Source organism: Brucella sp. H1_1004 (genome assembly GCF_047308065.1).
Lineage (GTDB): Bacteria > Pseudomonadota > Alphaproteobacteria > Rhizobiales > Rhizobiaceae > Brucella > Brucella pseudogrignonensis_B.
Genome location: NZ_JAYKZA010000001.1, coordinates 490,001 through 505,070 on the forward strand (window position 1 = coordinate 490,001; position 15,070 = coordinate 505,070).

Consider the following 15,070-nt stretch of genomic DNA (forward strand, 5'->3'; position numbering starts at 1 on the left):
TACAAACAGTTGGAGCCCAAGATTCGTTCTGGGTGACAGCGTACCTTTTGTATAATGGGTCAGCGACTTAGTGTAACGAGCAAGCTTAAGCCGGTAGGTGTAGGCGTAGCGAAAGCGAGTCTGAATAGGGCGTTGAGTTCGTTGCATTAGACCCGAAACCAAGTGATCTAGCCATGAGCAGGTTGAAGGTACGGTAACACGTACTGGAGGACCGAACCCATATCTGTTGCAATAGATCGGGATGACTTGTGGCTAGGGGTGAAAGGCCAATCAAACTTGGAGATAGCTGGTTCTCCGCGAAATCTATTTAGGTAGAGCGTCCAGCGAATACCCCCGGGGGTAGAGCACTGAATGGGCTATGGGGACTCACCGTCTTACTGATCCTAATCAAACTCCGAATACCGGGGAGTACTACTGGGCAGACACACGGCGGGTGCTAACGTCCGTCGTGAAGAGGGCAACAACCCTGACCACCATCTAAGGTCCCTAAGTTATGGCTAAGTGGGAAAGGATGTGAGGATCCCAAAACAACCAGGATGTTGGCTTAGAAGCAGCCATCATTTAAAGAAAGCGTAACAGCTCACTGGTCTAAATAAGGGTCTTTGCGCCGAAAATGTACCGGGGCTAAAGCCATACACCGAAGCTGTGGATGCACGTATGTGCGTGGTAGCGGAGCGTTCCGTAAGCCTGTGAAGGGACAGTCGTGAGACATCCTGGAGGTATCGGAAGTGAGAATGCTGACATGAGTAACGATAAAGGGAGTGAGAGACTCCCTCGCCGAAAGTCCAAGGGTTCCTGCTTAAAGTTAATCTGAGCAGGGTTAGCCGGCCCCTAAGGCGAGGCCGAAAGGCGTAGTCGATGGGAACCACGTTAATATTCGTGGGCCTGCAGGTAGTGACGGATTGCGTGTGTTGTCAGGTCTTATTGGATTGATCTGGCAGCGAAGCGGTTCCAGGAAATAGCTCCTGCATATAGACCGTACCCTAAACCGACACTGGTGGACTGGTAGAGAATACCAAGGCGCTTGAGAGAACTGCGTTGAAGGAACTCGGCAAAATGCACGCGTAACTTCGGAAGAAGCGTGACCCTTCTTTAGGCAACTATTGGAGGGTGGCACAGACCAGGGGGTAGCGACTGTTTACCAAAAACACAGGGCTCTGCGAAGTCGCAAGACGACGTATAGGGTCTGACGCCTGCCCGGTGCTGGAAGGTTAAGAGGAGATGTGCAAGCATTGAATTGAAGCCCCAGTAAACGGCGGCCGTAACTATAACGGTCCTAAGGTAGCGAAATTCCTTGTCGGGTAAGTTCCGACCTGCACGAATGGCGTAACGACTTCCCCGCTGTCTCCAACGCAGACTCAGTGAAATTGAATTCCCCGTGAAGATGCGGGGTTCCTGCGGTTAGACGGAAAGACCCCGTGCACCTTTACTATAGCTTTACACTGGCATTCGTGTCGACATGTGTAGGATAGGTGGTAGACTTTGAAGCCGTGGCGCCAGCCATGGTGGAGTCATCCTTGAAATACCACCCTTATCTATATGGATGTCTAACTGCGGCCCGTTATCCGGGTCCAGGACCGTGTATGGTGGGTAGTTTGACTGGGGCGGTCGCCTCCTAAAGAGTAACGGAGGCGCGCGATGGTAGGCTCAGAACGGTCGGAAATCGTTCGTCGAGTGCAATGGCATAAGCCTGCCTGACTGCAAGACTGACAAGTCGAGCAGAGACGAAAGTCGGTCATAGTGATCCGGTGGTCCCGCGTGGAAGGGCCATCGCTCAACGGATAAAAGGTACGCCGGGGATAACAGGCTGATGACCCCCAAGAGTCCATATCGACGGGGTTGTTTGGCACCTCGATGTCGACTCATCGCATCCTGGGGCTGGAGCAGGTCCCAAGGGTATGGCTGTTCGCCATTTAAAGCGGTACGTGAGTTGGGTTCAGAACGTCGTGAGACAGTTCGGTCCCTATCTGCCGTGGGTGTAGGAATATTGATAGGATCTGTCCCTAGTACGAGAGGACCGGGATGGACGTATCTCTGGTGGACCTGTTGTCGTGCCAACGGCATAGCAGGGTAGCTATATACGGACTAGATAACCGCTGAAGGCATCTAAGCGGGAAACTAACCTAAAAACGAGTATTCCCTATCAGAGCCGTGGAAGACTACCACGTTGATAGGCCGGGTGTGGAAGTGCGGCAACGCATGTAGCTTACCGGTACTAATAGCTCGATCGACTTGATCATTCTCATTTACAATATCCATCGAACAAAGTTCGATGAAAACTTTGCCCCTCACGCCTTATTCACTTCGTGAATGGCTCCGGGAGGGCGCCGGGCAACCGGCGGCACACAGTCGTGTGCTTATTGTTTATCAGCGCTCTATAAACGCGCTGAATTATCTGCACGAAAGACAACAGCTTCTCATATTTGTGTTCTTCGCCGACCTGGTGGTTATGGCGGAGCGGCTGCACCCGATCCCATTCCGAACTCGGCCGTGAAACGCTCCAGCGCCAATGGTACTTTGTCTTAAGACACGGGAGAGTAGGTCGCTGCCAGGTCTGCTAAGCACACAAATAATCAACATCTTCTCAAAAACATACAAAACAGACATTCAACGCAATAAGCGCAAAAAATACCGAATATATGATTATGTGAGAGTGGCTCGGAGCAGCCCGTTCGGTCTAAAATCGATAATCAATCGATTTTTAAACGACCTCACCTCATCAGGCCAATGCCATGAAAAAAGGCGCCTGACTTCGCTCCCGGGCCGCAATGGTTCGTAACTCATAACGCGGGGTGGAGCAGCCCGGTAGCTCGTCAGGCTCATAACCTGAAGGCCGCAGGTTCAAATCCTGCCCCCGCAACCACTGAAACTTGTTACAAGTTCCATTCAGCCTCCGCCTCGGCGATTACGGCGCTACAGCGTTCAAGATAGGCCAGCTTCTCAGACTGATTATTGAACTCACCCGCCCTGACTCGGCGGGCGAAGTCGTTTCTATGCCGCTCTTTCAAACCCGTGCTATATTCCTGGAACGCCTGCATCGAAGCGAGAACAGCAGCGAGATGTCCGTGAATGGTCAGGTCTGCTGATTTACAGTCTGGCGACGGCGCGATAACGACCTTCTGAACCATCTGCCTCAGAAAGTAAAATCTCGCTGGACGTCATCCTGTTCGCTTGCGCCGACGCGCACCATTACCGTCAGCGCGTCGATGGCGGCGGAATATATGGATGGGTTCACGACAAAAGTCTTCGGCGGCCCTCTTTTCGTTTTGGTCGTCCTTGCGAGGCTGGCCTCAAGCTCTTCACGCTGGGTTTGGAGGTCGTCGAGCATCTTGTTGAATGCTTCGATCTGCGGCTGTCCGTTCATGATACGTTGGGTGATCTGCTCTGCGACAACGTCCTGCCTGTGCCACATATCCCGTAGGCTAGCGCGCAGCTTTCCTTCGTTGCGCTCACGGTTCGCTCCCGCAGCAGCCAGCTGCTTGTTGATCTCATCCTGGATGGAAGCCGTTCGAATTTTATCGACGAGCGATCGAAGCATTTCATCGGTTGCTGAGGACCTTGGGATTGGTAAGTCAACACTTGACCGCTGGCGGCGCAATTTTTCTGAGAAGGATCTGCTTTCTGGTCCGCATGAGGACATGAGCGAGGAACTTGCCCGGCTTCGTAAGGAAAATGAACTCCTGCGCCAGGAACGTACCTGCTAAAAAAAGCGACGGCCTTCTTCGCTCGAGTTGAGGCGGATAAGAAAACAGTCCAGCGAACTGTTTTCCCGCCGAACAATCGATAAAGTTTGCGTTCATCGACACGGAGAAGGCCCACATGTCTCTGTCACGGCTGCGCGCTTTCTCAGGCGTCAGTATCAGCGGTTATTATGCATGGAAGCGTCGTTTGCCCAGCAGTCGCCAGCTTGATGACATGATTATCCTGGCCCAAATTCGCAATCAGTTTGTGCTGTCGCGTGAAACCTATGGCAGCCCTCGCATGCATGTCGAACTGAATGAAGAAGGTATTCGGGTATAAATCACCGATCCAGTTCGAGACAATGAACCGTAAATTAGTGACAGGACCTCTCCATTAAACACGGGCAAGTCCGGTGCCGTGGTTCAAGCGCTGGGGGCCGAGGCTTTCTGGATTGGCCGGGAGATTGATCCCGGTGTGCCGCTTGTGACATTCGCAGGCGAAGGGCCGGTGAGGCTTGCTCTTAAATCGGGTAATTTTGGCTCGGATGAATTTTTCATCAAAGCCTGGGAGATGATGGCGTGATTGCAATAATGTCGGAAGAAACCCGTTTGCGAGATGAAATCTGCGCCGTCGGAAAGTCGATCTTTGATCGCGGTCTGACATTTGGCTCTACAGGCAATATCAGTGCACGGCTGAGCGATGGCACAATGCTAATGACGCCGACAGATTGCTCACTCGGCACTCTTGATCCAGCAAGACTTTCGCGGTGCACTGCTGACGGCACTTTGATAAGCGGTGACCGACCAACCAAGGAAGCATTTTTGCATTCTTGTATGTATTGCGAGCGTCAGTCTGCAGGAGCCGTTGTGCACTTGCATTCGACTTATGCGGTCGCCGCCAGCATTATGGCTGATGTTAATCCGGAAAATGTGCTGCCACCATTGACCGCTTATTATGTGATGCGGGTAGGGCGCTTGCCACTAGTTCCCTATTTTGCTCCGGGCGATGAGAAACTAGCTTATGCAGTTAAAGACATGGCCAAGAATCATCATGCCGTGCTTCTCGCAAATCACGGTCCGGTTGTTTCTGGACGTAATTTACATGAGGCACAGTACGCGACAGAAGAACTCGAAGAAACAGCACGACTGTTTCATCTGCTGAATGATAGAGCAATTAGACCACTCAATATGGAACAGATACGCTCGCTTGAATCGCGATTTAAGTGTACGAAAACATGAAGTTACATTAATCTTATTTTAGCTGCGTGTTCTCAGGTTGGCATAAAGTCACTTTAGTTTTGTCTTACGATTGAACTGTGGCAATGCGTTCCCAGCCAATCTGAAAGGCAGTATAGCTTCCGTTGAGCCATAAAAGAATGCTAGTTTGAAATTATCGACGCATATGCTGAAGCCGTAGTTTCGATTGTGACGAAATACGCCCAGGTGGATTATTTAATTATCTGAGATGTCTGCTGGAGTTAGGGCGAGGTGCGAACATATGGCAAAAGTGGGGCTTTCCCAAATGTTGAGTTGATCGCTGACAGTCCGCTTTGTGCTTTATGTCGGACGTTTGGTGTACCGAAAAATTTGCTGAAAGCGGTTGTTTCGCTTATTATACTATTAGCGACGGCCAAGGGGTGGAATAGAGATTGTCCGGTTTTGTGCGAAACCGTTGGTTGGCTGACATTTTGCACTCGTCCTTTAAAAATGATCAAGTGTCTAATATATATGACGCGTTTCTCAAATAGAGAACTTATGAATACCATCTTTTCAATATAATGCGTTATATTATTAAGCTTTGTATGCGCTCGTTCAGTAAATGCTCATGCTTTTTTGTTGAATTGAAGCGGACCAAACTCTTGTATAAATCACTCGTCGCGAACCTCCAACATCTGTAATTTCGGCGGCAAGAGAGCTCTTATATATTCGTCTGGTTCTGTGCCGATGTAACCTCGATACATGTCTGCCGAAGCAAGCTTGATTGCTACTGTAGTTTCTTCAGCTGACCAGACAGCTGCAACAGCATCGTCGAGTAGGTTTAATATGCCCAGCCCGCCGGTATAGGCAATTGCGGCTGCGGTGTAGGCTTCTTACGTTCCTGACAATCCACATCACGATCCGGGTAACTGCCAACTTGTTTTGGCTTCAACATGGTGCTTTCCCTTTTTAAGAGAACAGGTAACGCGCTTATCACCTTTGTTCAGCCAGAGCATCTTCGCCTTGCTGTTTATGTTCATAGCAAAACCAAAGCTGGCCATACTTCGTTTTGTAGCCGTACGTTCCCCAAGCTTTGCAGCAGTCTGCATCGCACCAATGCTCCCACTTGCCTCCGGGTTTGGACATGCGGCCATTAACGAAGTCGATTTTAAAATTTTCATTTAACCTTCGCAAAGCGAAAAACGCGCTATTGCTTCACTCGAAAAGATGCCCGCCGATCATAAGTGCCGTTCGACAACAGTTGAGATAATTTTCTTGGCTTAAAAACATTAGAGTGTTCACTATGTTGACATATGTCATAAGTTGAGTTTAGATATTTGTGTAAGGCAGAATTCAACTCCAGGAGGCCTGTTAATCAGGTGAGGTGAATTGTGCTTGGGAGGAATAATAATGAACGCATATCAAATCATGCGAGCGCGTCTCGCGAGCGCTTGTTTTCTGACAGCTATGAAAAAGTCAGCGCAAGTGCGCTGCATTGAATCGGCGGTCCTTCTTGCTGACGGTCGGGGTTTCTTTGCGCACAAGGTTGTTTGCGCATGAAGTATGAGTTCAGTTTCGCATTCCTTGAAAAGTATTGGCCATTGCTACTGCAAGGTACAATCGAAACGATAAAAATGTCGCTGATCGTGACCTTTTTAGGTTTTCTATTGGGTACGCTTTGTGCCGTCGCAAGCATTAGCAAGTATCGCTTCCTGCGTATTATCGTGGCGATATATGTTGAGGCTATCCGTAACACTCCGCTGCTTATCCAGCTGTTTTTGGTGTATTTCGGCCTGTCTTCTTTGGGTCTAAAATTCTCTGCACAAGCTTCTGCATTGATCGGTCTGACCATCAATGTTGGTGCTTATTCCAGCGAGATCATCCGCGCGGGTTTGCAGTCGATCAATAAGGGTCAGTTGGAAGCTGCCGACACGCTTGGTCTGAACCGTTTGCAAATGCTTGCCGCTGTGATGCTCCCGCCAGCACTGGAACGCGTTTACCCATCACTGGTCAGCCAATATGTTTTACTGATGCTCGCAACAAGCGTCGCTTCCCAGATTTCTGCGGAAGAACTCACGGGGGCTGCAGCACGGATACAATCGATGACCTTCCGATCCTTTGAAGTCTATCTGGTCATTCTCGTGATTTATCTGCTGCTTTCATTCCTTATGCGCGGCCTGTTCAAGCTTCTTGCGCTCGGCTTCTTTCCCCGCAAACGCCGTCTTGGCACCAATCTCTAGGAGGACGCAATGTTTACATCTTTCTCCTGGCTGCATGTCGAAGTTTTGCTACAAGGACTTGTTTGGACTGTCATATTATCGATCATCAGCTTTGTCTTTGGTGGGATTTTTGGGTTCGCGGCCTCTCTCGCTGGCATTTCCAAACACAAGGCGCTGGTCCGATTGGCGGACGCTTACATTGTGCTCGTGCAGGGCACACCAGTCCTGATATTGATGTTTCTGGTCTATTTTGGATTGCCAATCCTCAACATTGAAGTGTCGTCACTTTTCGCGGCCAGCATTGCGATGACGATCTTCGCAAGCGCCTTTCTTGGTGCGATCTGGCGCGGCAGTTTGCAATCGGTTTCGCGCACGCAATGGGAAGCTTCCGACTGTCTTGCACTGACAGGATTGCAAGGGCTGTGGTTGGTAATTGTTCCGCAGGCAGTTCGCATTGCGACACCGCCCACCGTTGGTTTCATGGTGCAGATCGTGAAGAACACTTCGCTGGCTTCGATCATCGGTATGGCGGAAATGACCTATATCGGCAAGGAAATTAACGCCTCTACTTTCCAGCCCTTCACCACCTATCTCGTGATTGCTTTGTTCTATTTTTGCATCTGCTTCCCACTCTCGGCGGCAAGTCGCAAATTTGAGAGGATGTACAATGTCAGCCATCGTTAAGTTTGTTGATGTCCATAAAAGCTATGGCTCGCTACCCGTCCTCAAAGGGATCAATCTTGAAATTGATAAGGGTCAGGTTGTTGCGCTGATCGGGCGTAGCGGATCGGGAAAGAGTACAGCTCTGCGCTGCGTCGACCGGCTCGAGACCATCAATAGCGGTGATATTTGGGTCTGCGATCATCACGTCAACGATCCTGAACTCAATGTGCGCTCGCTGCGTCAGGACGTGGGTATCGTCTTTCAGAGCTATAATCTTTTTCCGCACTTAACCGTCGAACAGAACATCACGCTCGCGCTCCGGTGGGTTAAAAAGCTCAACCGCACAGAGGCCAGAGAACTGGCTGAAATGGTGCTGCGTCAGGTCGGCCTAGCCGAGAAAATCGACAATTATCCTGAGCAGCTTTCCGGTGGCCAACAGCAACGTGTCGCGATTGCGCGCTCTTTGGCGATGAAACCGAAAGTCATGCTGTTTGATGAGGTGACATCCGCACTCGATCCTGAGCTGACAGGCGAAGTTCTCAAAGTCATCGAAGACTTGGCGCGCAATGGAATGACGATGCTGCTCGTAACGCACGAGATGGATTTTGCAAAATGGGTCGCAGACACGGTTGTGTTTATGCACCAGGGCAAGATTTGCGAACAGGGCAGTCCCGACATTCTAAATAATCCAACGACACCGGAATTGAAGAATTTCGTTGGCGCACATCACTGATGTTTGCGTGGCGTAGAGGAGCGCCATAGCAATTTTCAAATTTTTCCAGGAGGAGGAAACATGACTGTATTTAATAGAAGAAGAATGCTCACGGCATTGGGACTAGGACTGAGCTTTATGGCACTTTCCCTGCAACCGTCTTTCGCTAATCAACTCGAAAGCATTCGCGAAAAGGGCAAGCTACAAGTCGCAATTGATCTCGGCAACCCGCCCTATGCCATGCGCGACGCCAAGTTTGAACCAACAGGCTCTGAAGTTGAAACTGCCAAATTGCTTGCGAAAGATTTGGGCGTCGAAATCGAGTTTCTGACAGTGCCGACGTCTGGGCGCATTCCGTTCCTGGTCTCTGGTAAGGCGGATTTGGCTGTGTCAACGCTGTCGATCACTAAAGAGCGGCTGGATGTGGTTGATTTCAGTGTTCCCTATGCTGAGACCGCTATCGTGGTGGCTGCACCCAAAGAATCCAATGTGAAATCGTATGCCGATTTGGCGGGGTCGTCGGTTGCTGTCACACGCGGCACTGTGAACGACACCAATCTCACGGAAAAAACGGCTGACGTTTCTGGTGTGCAAATCGTGCGTTTTGAAGATGATCCGACATCCAGTGCTGCGGTTACGAGTGGTCAGATGTCCATTTATGCGACCTCGCGTCCGCTTTTGACCGAGCTTATCAAAGCCAATCCAAAGCTCGATCTTGAAGAAAAGTTTGTTGCGCAAGCTTATCCACTTGGCATCGCAATGCGCCGCAATGAGCCACAGCTCAAGGAATGGATCGATGCCTGGGTGAAAACTAATCTCGATAACGGCAAGCTGGTCGAGATTTACGAAAAATATCACGCTGCAAAGCTTGATCCTAAAAAGCTCGCAACGATGGATCTGCCTCGATAATCCGCCTGTGCCAGAGACGGGTATGAAGTCACCGCCGTCTCTGGCCCATGACGCCAAACAAAATGGCATTTCCTCACAAATATACTCGGTCGTGCAAACTGTTATTCGACCGAGACACGTTCAGTATTAATGATTGAATTATCAGGATTTAAAATGGTCGATAAGTTCAGTGTGAAAGACAAAGTCGCGATTGTGACGGGTGGCTTGGGTCAGCTGGGAACACAGTTCAGCAAGTCACTTGCTGAAGCCGGTGCAAAGGTTGCGATCTTCAGCCGTCGTCCCATCAATGCGGATGATCTCATTGCCAAGTTCCCGGGTCTCACAGATAATATTCGCGTTTATGTTGCAAGCGTCACCGATAAGAGCGCTTTGGAACAGGCAACCAATCAACTGATTGAAGATTGGGGCGTACCGCATATTCTCGTAAACAATGCAGGTATTGACTCCAAGCCATCGGGTTCTGCGGATCAGAATAGTCCTTTTGAAATTTACCCGCAGGAATATTGGAACGAAATTATCGAGACCAATCTGACCGGTGTTATGCTCTGCTGTCAAGTGATCGGTTCAAAAATGGCTGAGGCGAAGCGGGGAAGCATCATCAATGTCGGTTCGATCTACGGAATCGTCTCTCCTAATCAGGCGCTTTACGCATATCGCGAAGCTCGCGATGGCGAACCGTTCATCAAGGCGATTTCCTATGCAGCCTCCAAATCGGGGCTGGTTAATCTGACACGTTACCTCGGCACCTATTGGGGTACGAAAAATGTCCGTGTTAATTTGATTTCTTTTGGTGGTGTGAAGACGGCAAACTTCGACAAAGAATTTATCGATGCCTTCCTCGAACGCGTTCCAATGCACCGTCAGGCAGAGCTCGATGAATATAACGGCGTTATTCAGTTTCTTGCCTCTGATGCATCATCCTATATGACGGGTTCAAACGTCGTCGTCGATGGAGGATTTACAGCGTGGTAGCAGAGCAGGCAGACAGCCGACAGTCCCAGAAACGTGCGATCCCGGATCGGGATAAGCTGCATGTTTCAGTCGTGGAAGACTTCGAAGCGCAGATATTGTCTGGGCAATTGGAGGTCGGTGATCGTTTGCCTGCAGAAGCGGCCATTGCAAGAGACTTTAACGTGAGCACGCGTTCGGTGCGTGAAGCGCTCCAAATTCTCGAAACGAAAGGCCTTGTTCGCCGTAAGCATGGTGAACGTGCGCTGGTCGTTCGCGATGATGTTGGAGAGTTTCTCGGATCCTTGGCCAAAACCGTGAAACAGCTTTTCGCGAACAACTCCGATTATCTTGTGCAATTGATGGAAGTGCGCCGGATCATCGAGACAGAGGTTGTGACGCGTCTAAGCTCGGAAGAGTTGACGATCACTCAAGAGGTCGAAGACTCGCTTGCAGCAATGCGAGCAGCGGCGCAAGCCAATGATATGTCGCGATTTACCGACAGTGATGCTGCGTTCCATCGTGGACTGGTGCACTCGGTCGGCAATGAAATCCTCAATGTGGTCTACGACAATCTGTTTTCGATCATCATTGATGTCATTCGTGTCACGAGCCGCGTGCCAGACAAATCGCTTCAAGACGGTCTCGCAGAGCATGAGGAAATCTACAACCTCATCAAAGCAAAGCAGCCTGATGAAGCGCGTGAATCTATCCGCAGACAAATTGAAGAGAGCTCCCGCTACCTCAAGGTAGCCATGGACAAAGCAGCTATGAATTCAAAGGCGAAGAGCAAATGAATAAGTTCGATTATGCAGATACTGATTGGGAATCCATCAAACGTTTGTCAAAGTGGTATTCCGGCGACGTCCATGACAGCCTGGAACAGCTCGGGGGCTGGGGCTATCTCGACGGCATTTCATTGCAAGGGACGTTAGAGCCTGGACAGGTTGTATGCGGTCCGGCAGTGACAGTACAGTTTGAGCCAAGCGAACGCCGTAATCAGCCGCAGGACGCATATCATCATGCGATTGATTGCACGCCAGAGGGTGGGATTATCGTTGTCGATTCATCTTGCGCTCAGGGCTCATGCTCTGGTGAATTGATGAGCTCAGGCGCAAAGACACGCGGTGCTGCAGCGACGATTGTGAACGGAACGGTGCGAGATATCGCGCAGGTTCGCGGTCTCGGTTATCCGCTGTTTGGTCGTGCACGTTCGCCTGTTTCTGTTTCAGGAAAAATGGAGCCAAAGCGCTCTCAAGTCGAAATCGAAATTGCTGGCGTCAAGATCAATCCCGGCGATGTGATTTTCGCCGACATTGATGGTGTCGTGGTTATTCCAAAAGCTATGCTGTCGAAGGTTGCAGATCAGGCAGACCAATTGGGTGCAAACGAAGCTGCGGCACGAGATCGGATTCTTGGCGGTGAAAAACTGCAGTCGGTTTGGCCGGTTGAATCCAAATACGGCGTTTAATACCTGTAAGGCAGCTTTAGACGCTTCGTTGCTAGAGCTGCCTAATATCTCTGATTATTGATTGATGCTTTCTTCCTCCTTGAACCTTTGCTTTCATTATGCCAGCATTTGGTTGGAGGAGGAGCAATATGGTGTCGGCACTGTCGCACATCAAAGAGATTGAACGCGTCGCTATGGGCGGCGCGTCTGATCGTGATCGTCCGGTCATCCAATCCTGGCTGCGTTGTCTTAATGATTATCAGCTTAATCCTGCCAGAACGCAGGAGGCCTATATTGTGCCCGACACATTGCTGCGCGAGCATCGTGAGCAGTCAGAAGAACTCATCCGGATTGGCAAAACTGGCCTCGAAGGTCTTTTTCGGCAGGTTGCAGATCAGAGCTATGTGCTGTTGTTGTCGGATGCGCGCGGCGTTACCGTCGAGTTTATGGGCGATCCGACCTTTGATAACCATCTGCGCAAGGCGGGGCTTTATCTTGGATCGGAGTGGTCCGAAGATCGCGCCGGAACCTGTGCAGTTGGTGCCTGTATCGTATCGGGAAAGCCTGTCATCATTCATCAGGATGATCACTTCGATGCCTCGCACATTGGATTGACTTGCACAGCCGCTCCTATTTTTGACACTTTGGGTGATCTATCGGCAGTGCTCGACATATCGCAATTGCGTTCACCCACTGCCAAAGCCAGTCAACAGCTTGCATTGCATCTCGTTGCTTCCACGGCGCGTCGCATTGAGCTTGCCAATCTGATGACCAGAGCACGCGAGGACTGGGTTCTGCGTCTGGCAAAACTACCGGATTTCCTCGATGTTGATCCTGACGCCGCATTGACGATAAATGGCAGCGGCATGATAACCGGAATGACGCATGGCGGCTTTGGCGCCGTCGCACGCGGCATGAACCTCAACACGCTTTCGACCAAGGACTTTATCGGAAAGCCGATTTCCAGCGTCTTTGATATCGATATTGATCAGCTCCCCGCGCTGATGCGGGGACGTCCTAATGGAGAGCGCTTGCTCCGGGCGCGCAATGGTCTGGCACTGTTTGCAAGCGCAATTGCACCGGTTAGCAGTTTCCGCGCTCCAGCAACCAGCATATCCGTGCGATTACCTGCCGCCTTGCGACAGTTGAGTTTTGGCGACCCAGCTATGGAGGCTTTACAGGGCCGCGCCGCCAAACTGGCGGATCGACATATCCCCATTCTCATCAAGGGTGAAACTGGCAGCGGTAAGGAATATCTGGCGCGTGCCATTCACGATAGCAGTGCCAAACCCGGTCCGTTCATTGCGGTTAATTGCGCGGCGATTCCGGAGCAACTGATTGAATCCGAGTTGTTCGGCTATGTTCCCGGTGCCTTTACCGGCGCCATGCAGAAGGGCAAAATCGGGCTTATCGAGGCGGCCAGTGGCGGCACGCTGTTTCTGGACGAGATCGGCGATATGCCGCTTATTCTGCAAAGCCGTTTGCTGCGTGTTCTCTCAGAAAACGAAATTCAGCCCGTCGGCGCGCTGAAACCCAAGCCGGTCAAATTTCGACTTTTGTCGGCATCGCATCGTGATCTCGCGGCGCTTGCTGCCGAAAGGCGTTTTCGCGAAGATCTGCTCTATCGGCTTAATGCCGCGACACTGACTTTGCCGTCGCTGCGACAGAGACAGGATTTTGACGCGCTGGTCGATCACCTTCTACGCCGTATTGGAGAAGAAGAGGGCGAGACAATCACGATTAATCGCATGGCGAAGGTGAAACTTGCAGCCTACGACTGGCCTGGAAATCTGCGCGAGTTGGACAATACGTTGCGTGTTGCAGCCGCAATTGCAACAGATGCAACAATCACCACCGACTGTCTGCCCGATCATTTCCAGACGGATATTTTGGTGGCGAACAATCATCAGAGCCTGCGCAATCAACTTGGTGAATGCGGTAACAATATTTCGGCGCTTGCGCGCAAGCTCGGCGTCAATCGGTCGACGATCCATCGCCGCCTGAAACAAACCCACTGATGGTGCAACAGTTGCAACACCTGTTGCAGGAAGCGTGTTGCATCGATTTTAGTTCCCAATTTATTGCCAAATAAAATGAATAAAAATCAATGACTTATTTTCTAAGGTAAAACTGGCATATCGTTTGCTTTTCTTCTCTCGCAAATGGAGGAGAAATATATGCGTGCGTTGCGCTTTTATGCTGCCAAGGATCTGCGCGTTGAAGACGTGCCAGCGCCAGTTGATCTTGGCCCGGATCAGGTTCTCATTGAAAATCGCTTCTGCGGTATCTGCGGCACCGATCTGCACGAATATGCTTATGGGCCGATTTTCATTCCGACTGAACCGCATCCCTTTACAAAAGCAAGCGGTCCGCAGATTTTGGGCCATGAGTTTGGTGGCGTGGTCAAAGCTGTGGGCTCGGATGTCAGCCATGTCAAAATTGGTGACCGCGTATCGGTGCAGCCGCTCATCATGCCAAGGGCAGGGGATTACTTTGCAGATCGTGGGCTTTATCACTTAAGTACCAGTCTGGCGCTTGCGGGTCTATCTTGGCATTCGGGCGGCATGGCTGAACAGGCTTTGCTCAACAGCTATAATGTGCAACCCATCCCAGACGATCTCAGTGACGAAGAGGCGGCGCTGATCGAGCCGACAGCTGTTGCAGTCTACGCCTGTGACCGTGGCGGCGTTACGGCTGGCAACAGCGTGCTAGTTACGGGAGCTGGTCCCATTGGTATTCTGGTGGCCATGGCTGCACGGGCTGCGGGTGCTTCGCAGATATTCCTGTCCGACCTTAATGAAACACGGCTGCAGCTCGCGCGCGAAAAGCTGGGGGATATTCGCACCATTAATCCAAAATCGGAAAATGTCGGTGATGTGGTCCGTGCGGAGACCGAAGGCAATGTCGGTTGTGATGTGGCTATCGAATGCGTCGGCAATGAACATGCCTTGAAGAACTGCACCGACGCCGTTCGCAAACAGGGCGTCGTGGTGCAGACGGGCCTTCACCCGCATGAAAACCCGCTCAACTGGTTCGATGTCACGTTTAAGGATATCGATATTCGCGGTTCCTGGGCCTATCCCACACATTACTGGCCGCGTGTCGCAAGGCTGATCGCCAGCGGTCAGATTCCTGCGAAAAATATTGTAACCAAGACAATCGCGTTGGAGGACGCTGTTGCCGAAGGTTTCGACCGCTTGCTCGACCCTGCAGGCACTCAGCTCAAAATATTGATCGATCTGAAAAGGTAACGCATTTCACTGCCGGGCTTGGGAGAGTTTGGCACCACATC

At 50.9% G+C, this 15,070-nt stretch carries 15 protein-coding genes, 1 tRNA gene, 2 rRNA genes and 1 pseudogene (1 of these 19 only partly in view); 16 read left to right on the top strand and 3 right to left on the bottom strand.

The window, feature by feature from the left end:
• The 3 genes from U2P60_RS02370 to U2P60_RS02380 all read left to right on the top strand — a co-directional run.
• Positions 1-2,240 (top strand): 23S ribosomal RNA (locus U2P60_RS02370); it begins 572 nt to the left of the window's first position.
• A gap of 199 nt (positions 2,241-2,439) precedes the next feature.
• Positions 2,440-2,554, top strand: a 5S ribosomal RNA gene (gene rrf / locus U2P60_RS02375).
• A 232-nt stretch (positions 2,555-2,786) separates the two neighbouring features.
• Positions 2,787-2,863 (top strand) — tRNA-Met (locus tag U2P60_RS02380).
• Positions 2,864-2,873: 10 nt separating this feature from the next.
• Here U2P60_RS02380 and U2P60_RS02385 read toward each other — a convergent pair.
• Together U2P60_RS02385 and U2P60_RS02390 are read right to left on the bottom strand one after the other, a co-directional pair.
• Positions 2,874-3,128: a hypothetical protein gene (locus U2P60_RS02385; RefSeq protein ID WP_413571082.1), complete on the bottom strand. Its 255-nt coding sequence runs from the start codon at positions 3,126-3,128 to the stop codon at positions 2,874-2,876.
• 5 nt (positions 3,129-3,133) lie between these two features.
• Positions 3,134-3,538, bottom strand: coding sequence for a hypothetical protein (locus U2P60_RS02390; RefSeq protein ID WP_413571083.1), 405 nt, complete (start codon positions 3,536-3,538; stop codon positions 3,134-3,136).
• On the opposite strand from U2P60_RS02390, the pseudogene U2P60_RS02395 reads away from it, so the two are divergent.
• The 4 genes and pseudogenes from U2P60_RS02395 to otnC all read left to right on the top strand — a co-directional run.
• A pseudogene (locus tag U2P60_RS02395) lies at positions 3,498-3,725 on the top strand (transposase); the annotation flags it as partial. The gene U2P60_RS02390 and the pseudogene U2P60_RS02395 overlap by 41 nt on opposite strands.
• Positions 3,726-3,819: 94 nt before the next feature.
• The gene (locus tag U2P60_RS02400; protein WP_413571084.1) at positions 3,820-4,020 is read left to right on the top strand and encodes an IS3 family transposase; all 201 of its coding nucleotides are present in this window, start codon (positions 3,820-3,822) and stop codon (positions 4,018-4,020) included.
• Positions 4,021-4,098: 78 nt separating this feature from the next.
• Entirely contained in the window at positions 4,099-4,263 is a 165-nt protein-coding gene (locus U2P60_RS02405) for a nucleotide-binding domain containing protein (RefSeq protein ID WP_413571085.1), read from the top strand.
• Between the two features lie 8 nt (positions 4,264-4,271).
• Positions 4,272-4,919, top strand: coding sequence for a 3-oxo-tetronate 4-phosphate decarboxylase (gene otnC / locus U2P60_RS02410; RefSeq protein ID WP_413571974.1), 648 nt, complete (start codon positions 4,272-4,274; stop codon positions 4,917-4,919).
• An 872-nt stretch (positions 4,920-5,791) separates the two neighbouring features.
• Here the strand turns inward: otnC and U2P60_RS02415 are convergent.
• Positions 5,792-6,058 carry a hypothetical protein gene (locus tag U2P60_RS02415; RefSeq protein ID WP_413571086.1) on the bottom strand — a complete coding sequence of 89 codons (267 nt, stop codon included), beginning with the start codon at positions 6,056-6,058 and terminating at the stop codon, positions 5,792-5,794.
• A gap of 375 nt (positions 6,059-6,433) precedes the next feature.
• On the opposite strand from U2P60_RS02415, the gene U2P60_RS02420 reads away from it, so the two are divergent.
• The 9 genes from U2P60_RS02420 to U2P60_RS02460 all read left to right on the top strand — a co-directional run bounded on the left by U2P60_RS02420 (position 6,434) and on the right by U2P60_RS02460 (position 15,029).
• Complete coding sequence (locus U2P60_RS02420) at positions 6,434-7,117, top strand: amino acid ABC transporter permease (protein ID WP_250042849.1); 684 nt, start codon at positions 6,434-6,436, stop codon at positions 7,115-7,117.
• Between the two features lie 9 nt (positions 7,118-7,126).
• A complete protein-coding gene (locus tag U2P60_RS02425) occupies positions 7,127-7,780 on the top strand; it encodes an amino acid ABC transporter permease (protein ID WP_413571087.1) in 654 nt (217 codons plus the stop codon).
• Positions 7,764-8,492, top strand: coding sequence for an amino acid ABC transporter ATP-binding protein (locus U2P60_RS02430; RefSeq protein WP_413571088.1), 729 nt, complete (start codon positions 7,764-7,766; stop codon positions 8,490-8,492). Before U2P60_RS02425 ends, U2P60_RS02430 begins: the two co-directional genes overlap by 17 nt.
• Before the next feature lie 60 nt (positions 8,493-8,552).
• Positions 8,553-9,380: a transporter substrate-binding domain-containing protein gene (locus U2P60_RS02435; RefSeq protein WP_413571089.1), complete on the top strand. Its 828-nt coding sequence runs from the start codon at positions 8,553-8,555 to the stop codon at positions 9,378-9,380.
• Between the two features lie 153 nt (positions 9,381-9,533).
• A complete protein-coding gene (locus U2P60_RS02440) occupies positions 9,534-10,352 on the top strand; it encodes an SDR family oxidoreductase (protein ID WP_413571090.1) in 819 nt (272 codons plus the stop codon).
• Entirely contained in the window at positions 10,346-11,125 is a 780-nt protein-coding gene (locus U2P60_RS02445; RefSeq protein ID WP_413571091.1) for a FadR/GntR family transcriptional regulator, read from the top strand. The genes U2P60_RS02440 and U2P60_RS02445 overlap by 7 nt, the downstream gene beginning before the upstream one ends.
• A complete protein-coding gene (locus U2P60_RS02450; protein WP_310014534.1) occupies positions 11,122-11,799 on the top strand; it encodes an RraA family protein in 678 nt (225 codons plus the stop codon). Before U2P60_RS02445 ends, U2P60_RS02450 begins: the two co-directional genes overlap by 4 nt.
• Before the next feature lie 128 nt (positions 11,800-11,927).
• Positions 11,928-13,796, top strand: coding sequence for a sigma-54-dependent Fis family transcriptional regulator (locus tag U2P60_RS02455; RefSeq protein WP_413571092.1), 1,869 nt, complete (start codon positions 11,928-11,930; stop codon positions 13,794-13,796).
• Positions 13,797-13,955: 159 nt separating this feature from the next.
• Entirely contained in the window at positions 13,956-15,029 is a 1,074-nt protein-coding gene (locus tag U2P60_RS02460; protein ID WP_413571093.1) for a 2,3-butanediol dehydrogenase, read from the top strand.
• Positions 15,030-15,070: the final 41 nt, after the last annotated feature.

Bases quoted from the DNA above. Each gene is read 5' to 3' on its own strand.
- U2P60_RS02385 (WP_413571082.1), bottom strand. From the start codon at position 3,128: ATGGTTCAGAAGGTCGTTATCGCGCCGTCGCCAGACTGTAAATCAGCA.
- U2P60_RS02415 (WP_413571086.1), bottom strand. From the start codon at position 6,058: ATGAAAATTTTAAAATCGACTTCGTTAATGGCCGCATGTCCAAACCCG.
- otnC (WP_413571974.1), top strand. From the start codon at position 4,272: ATGTCGGAAGAAACCCGTTTGCGAGATGAAATCTGCGCCGTCGGAAAG.
- U2P60_RS02420 (WP_250042849.1), top strand. From the start codon at position 6,434: ATGAAGTATGAGTTCAGTTTCGCATTCCTTGAAAAGTATTGGCCATTG.
- U2P60_RS02430 (WP_413571088.1), top strand. From the start codon at position 7,764: ATGTCAGCCATCGTTAAGTTTGTTGATGTCCATAAAAGCTATGGCTCG.
- U2P60_RS02400 (WP_413571084.1), top strand. From the start codon at position 3,820: ATGTCTCTGTCACGGCTGCGCGCTTTCTCAGGCGTCAGTATCAGCGGT.
- U2P60_RS02435 (WP_413571089.1), top strand. From the start codon at position 8,553: ATGACTGTATTTAATAGAAGAAGAATGCTCACGGCATTGGGACTAGGA.
- U2P60_RS02460 (WP_413571093.1), top strand. From the start codon at position 13,956: ATGCGTGCGTTGCGCTTTTATGCTGCCAAGGATCTGCGCGTTGAAGAC.
- U2P60_RS02390 (WP_413571083.1), bottom strand. From the start codon at position 3,538: ATGCTTCGATCGCTCGTCGATAAAATTCGAACGGCTTCCATCCAGGAT.
- U2P60_RS02425 (WP_413571087.1), top strand. From the start codon at position 7,127: ATGTTTACATCTTTCTCCTGGCTGCATGTCGAAGTTTTGCTACAAGGA.
- U2P60_RS02440 (WP_413571090.1), top strand. From the start codon at position 9,534: ATGGTCGATAAGTTCAGTGTGAAAGACAAAGTCGCGATTGTGACGGGT.
- U2P60_RS02455 (WP_413571092.1), top strand. From the start codon at position 11,928: ATGGTGTCGGCACTGTCGCACATCAAAGAGATTGAACGCGTCGCTATG.
- U2P60_RS02450 (WP_310014534.1), top strand. From the start codon at position 11,122: ATGAATAAGTTCGATTATGCAGATACTGATTGGGAATCCATCAAACGT.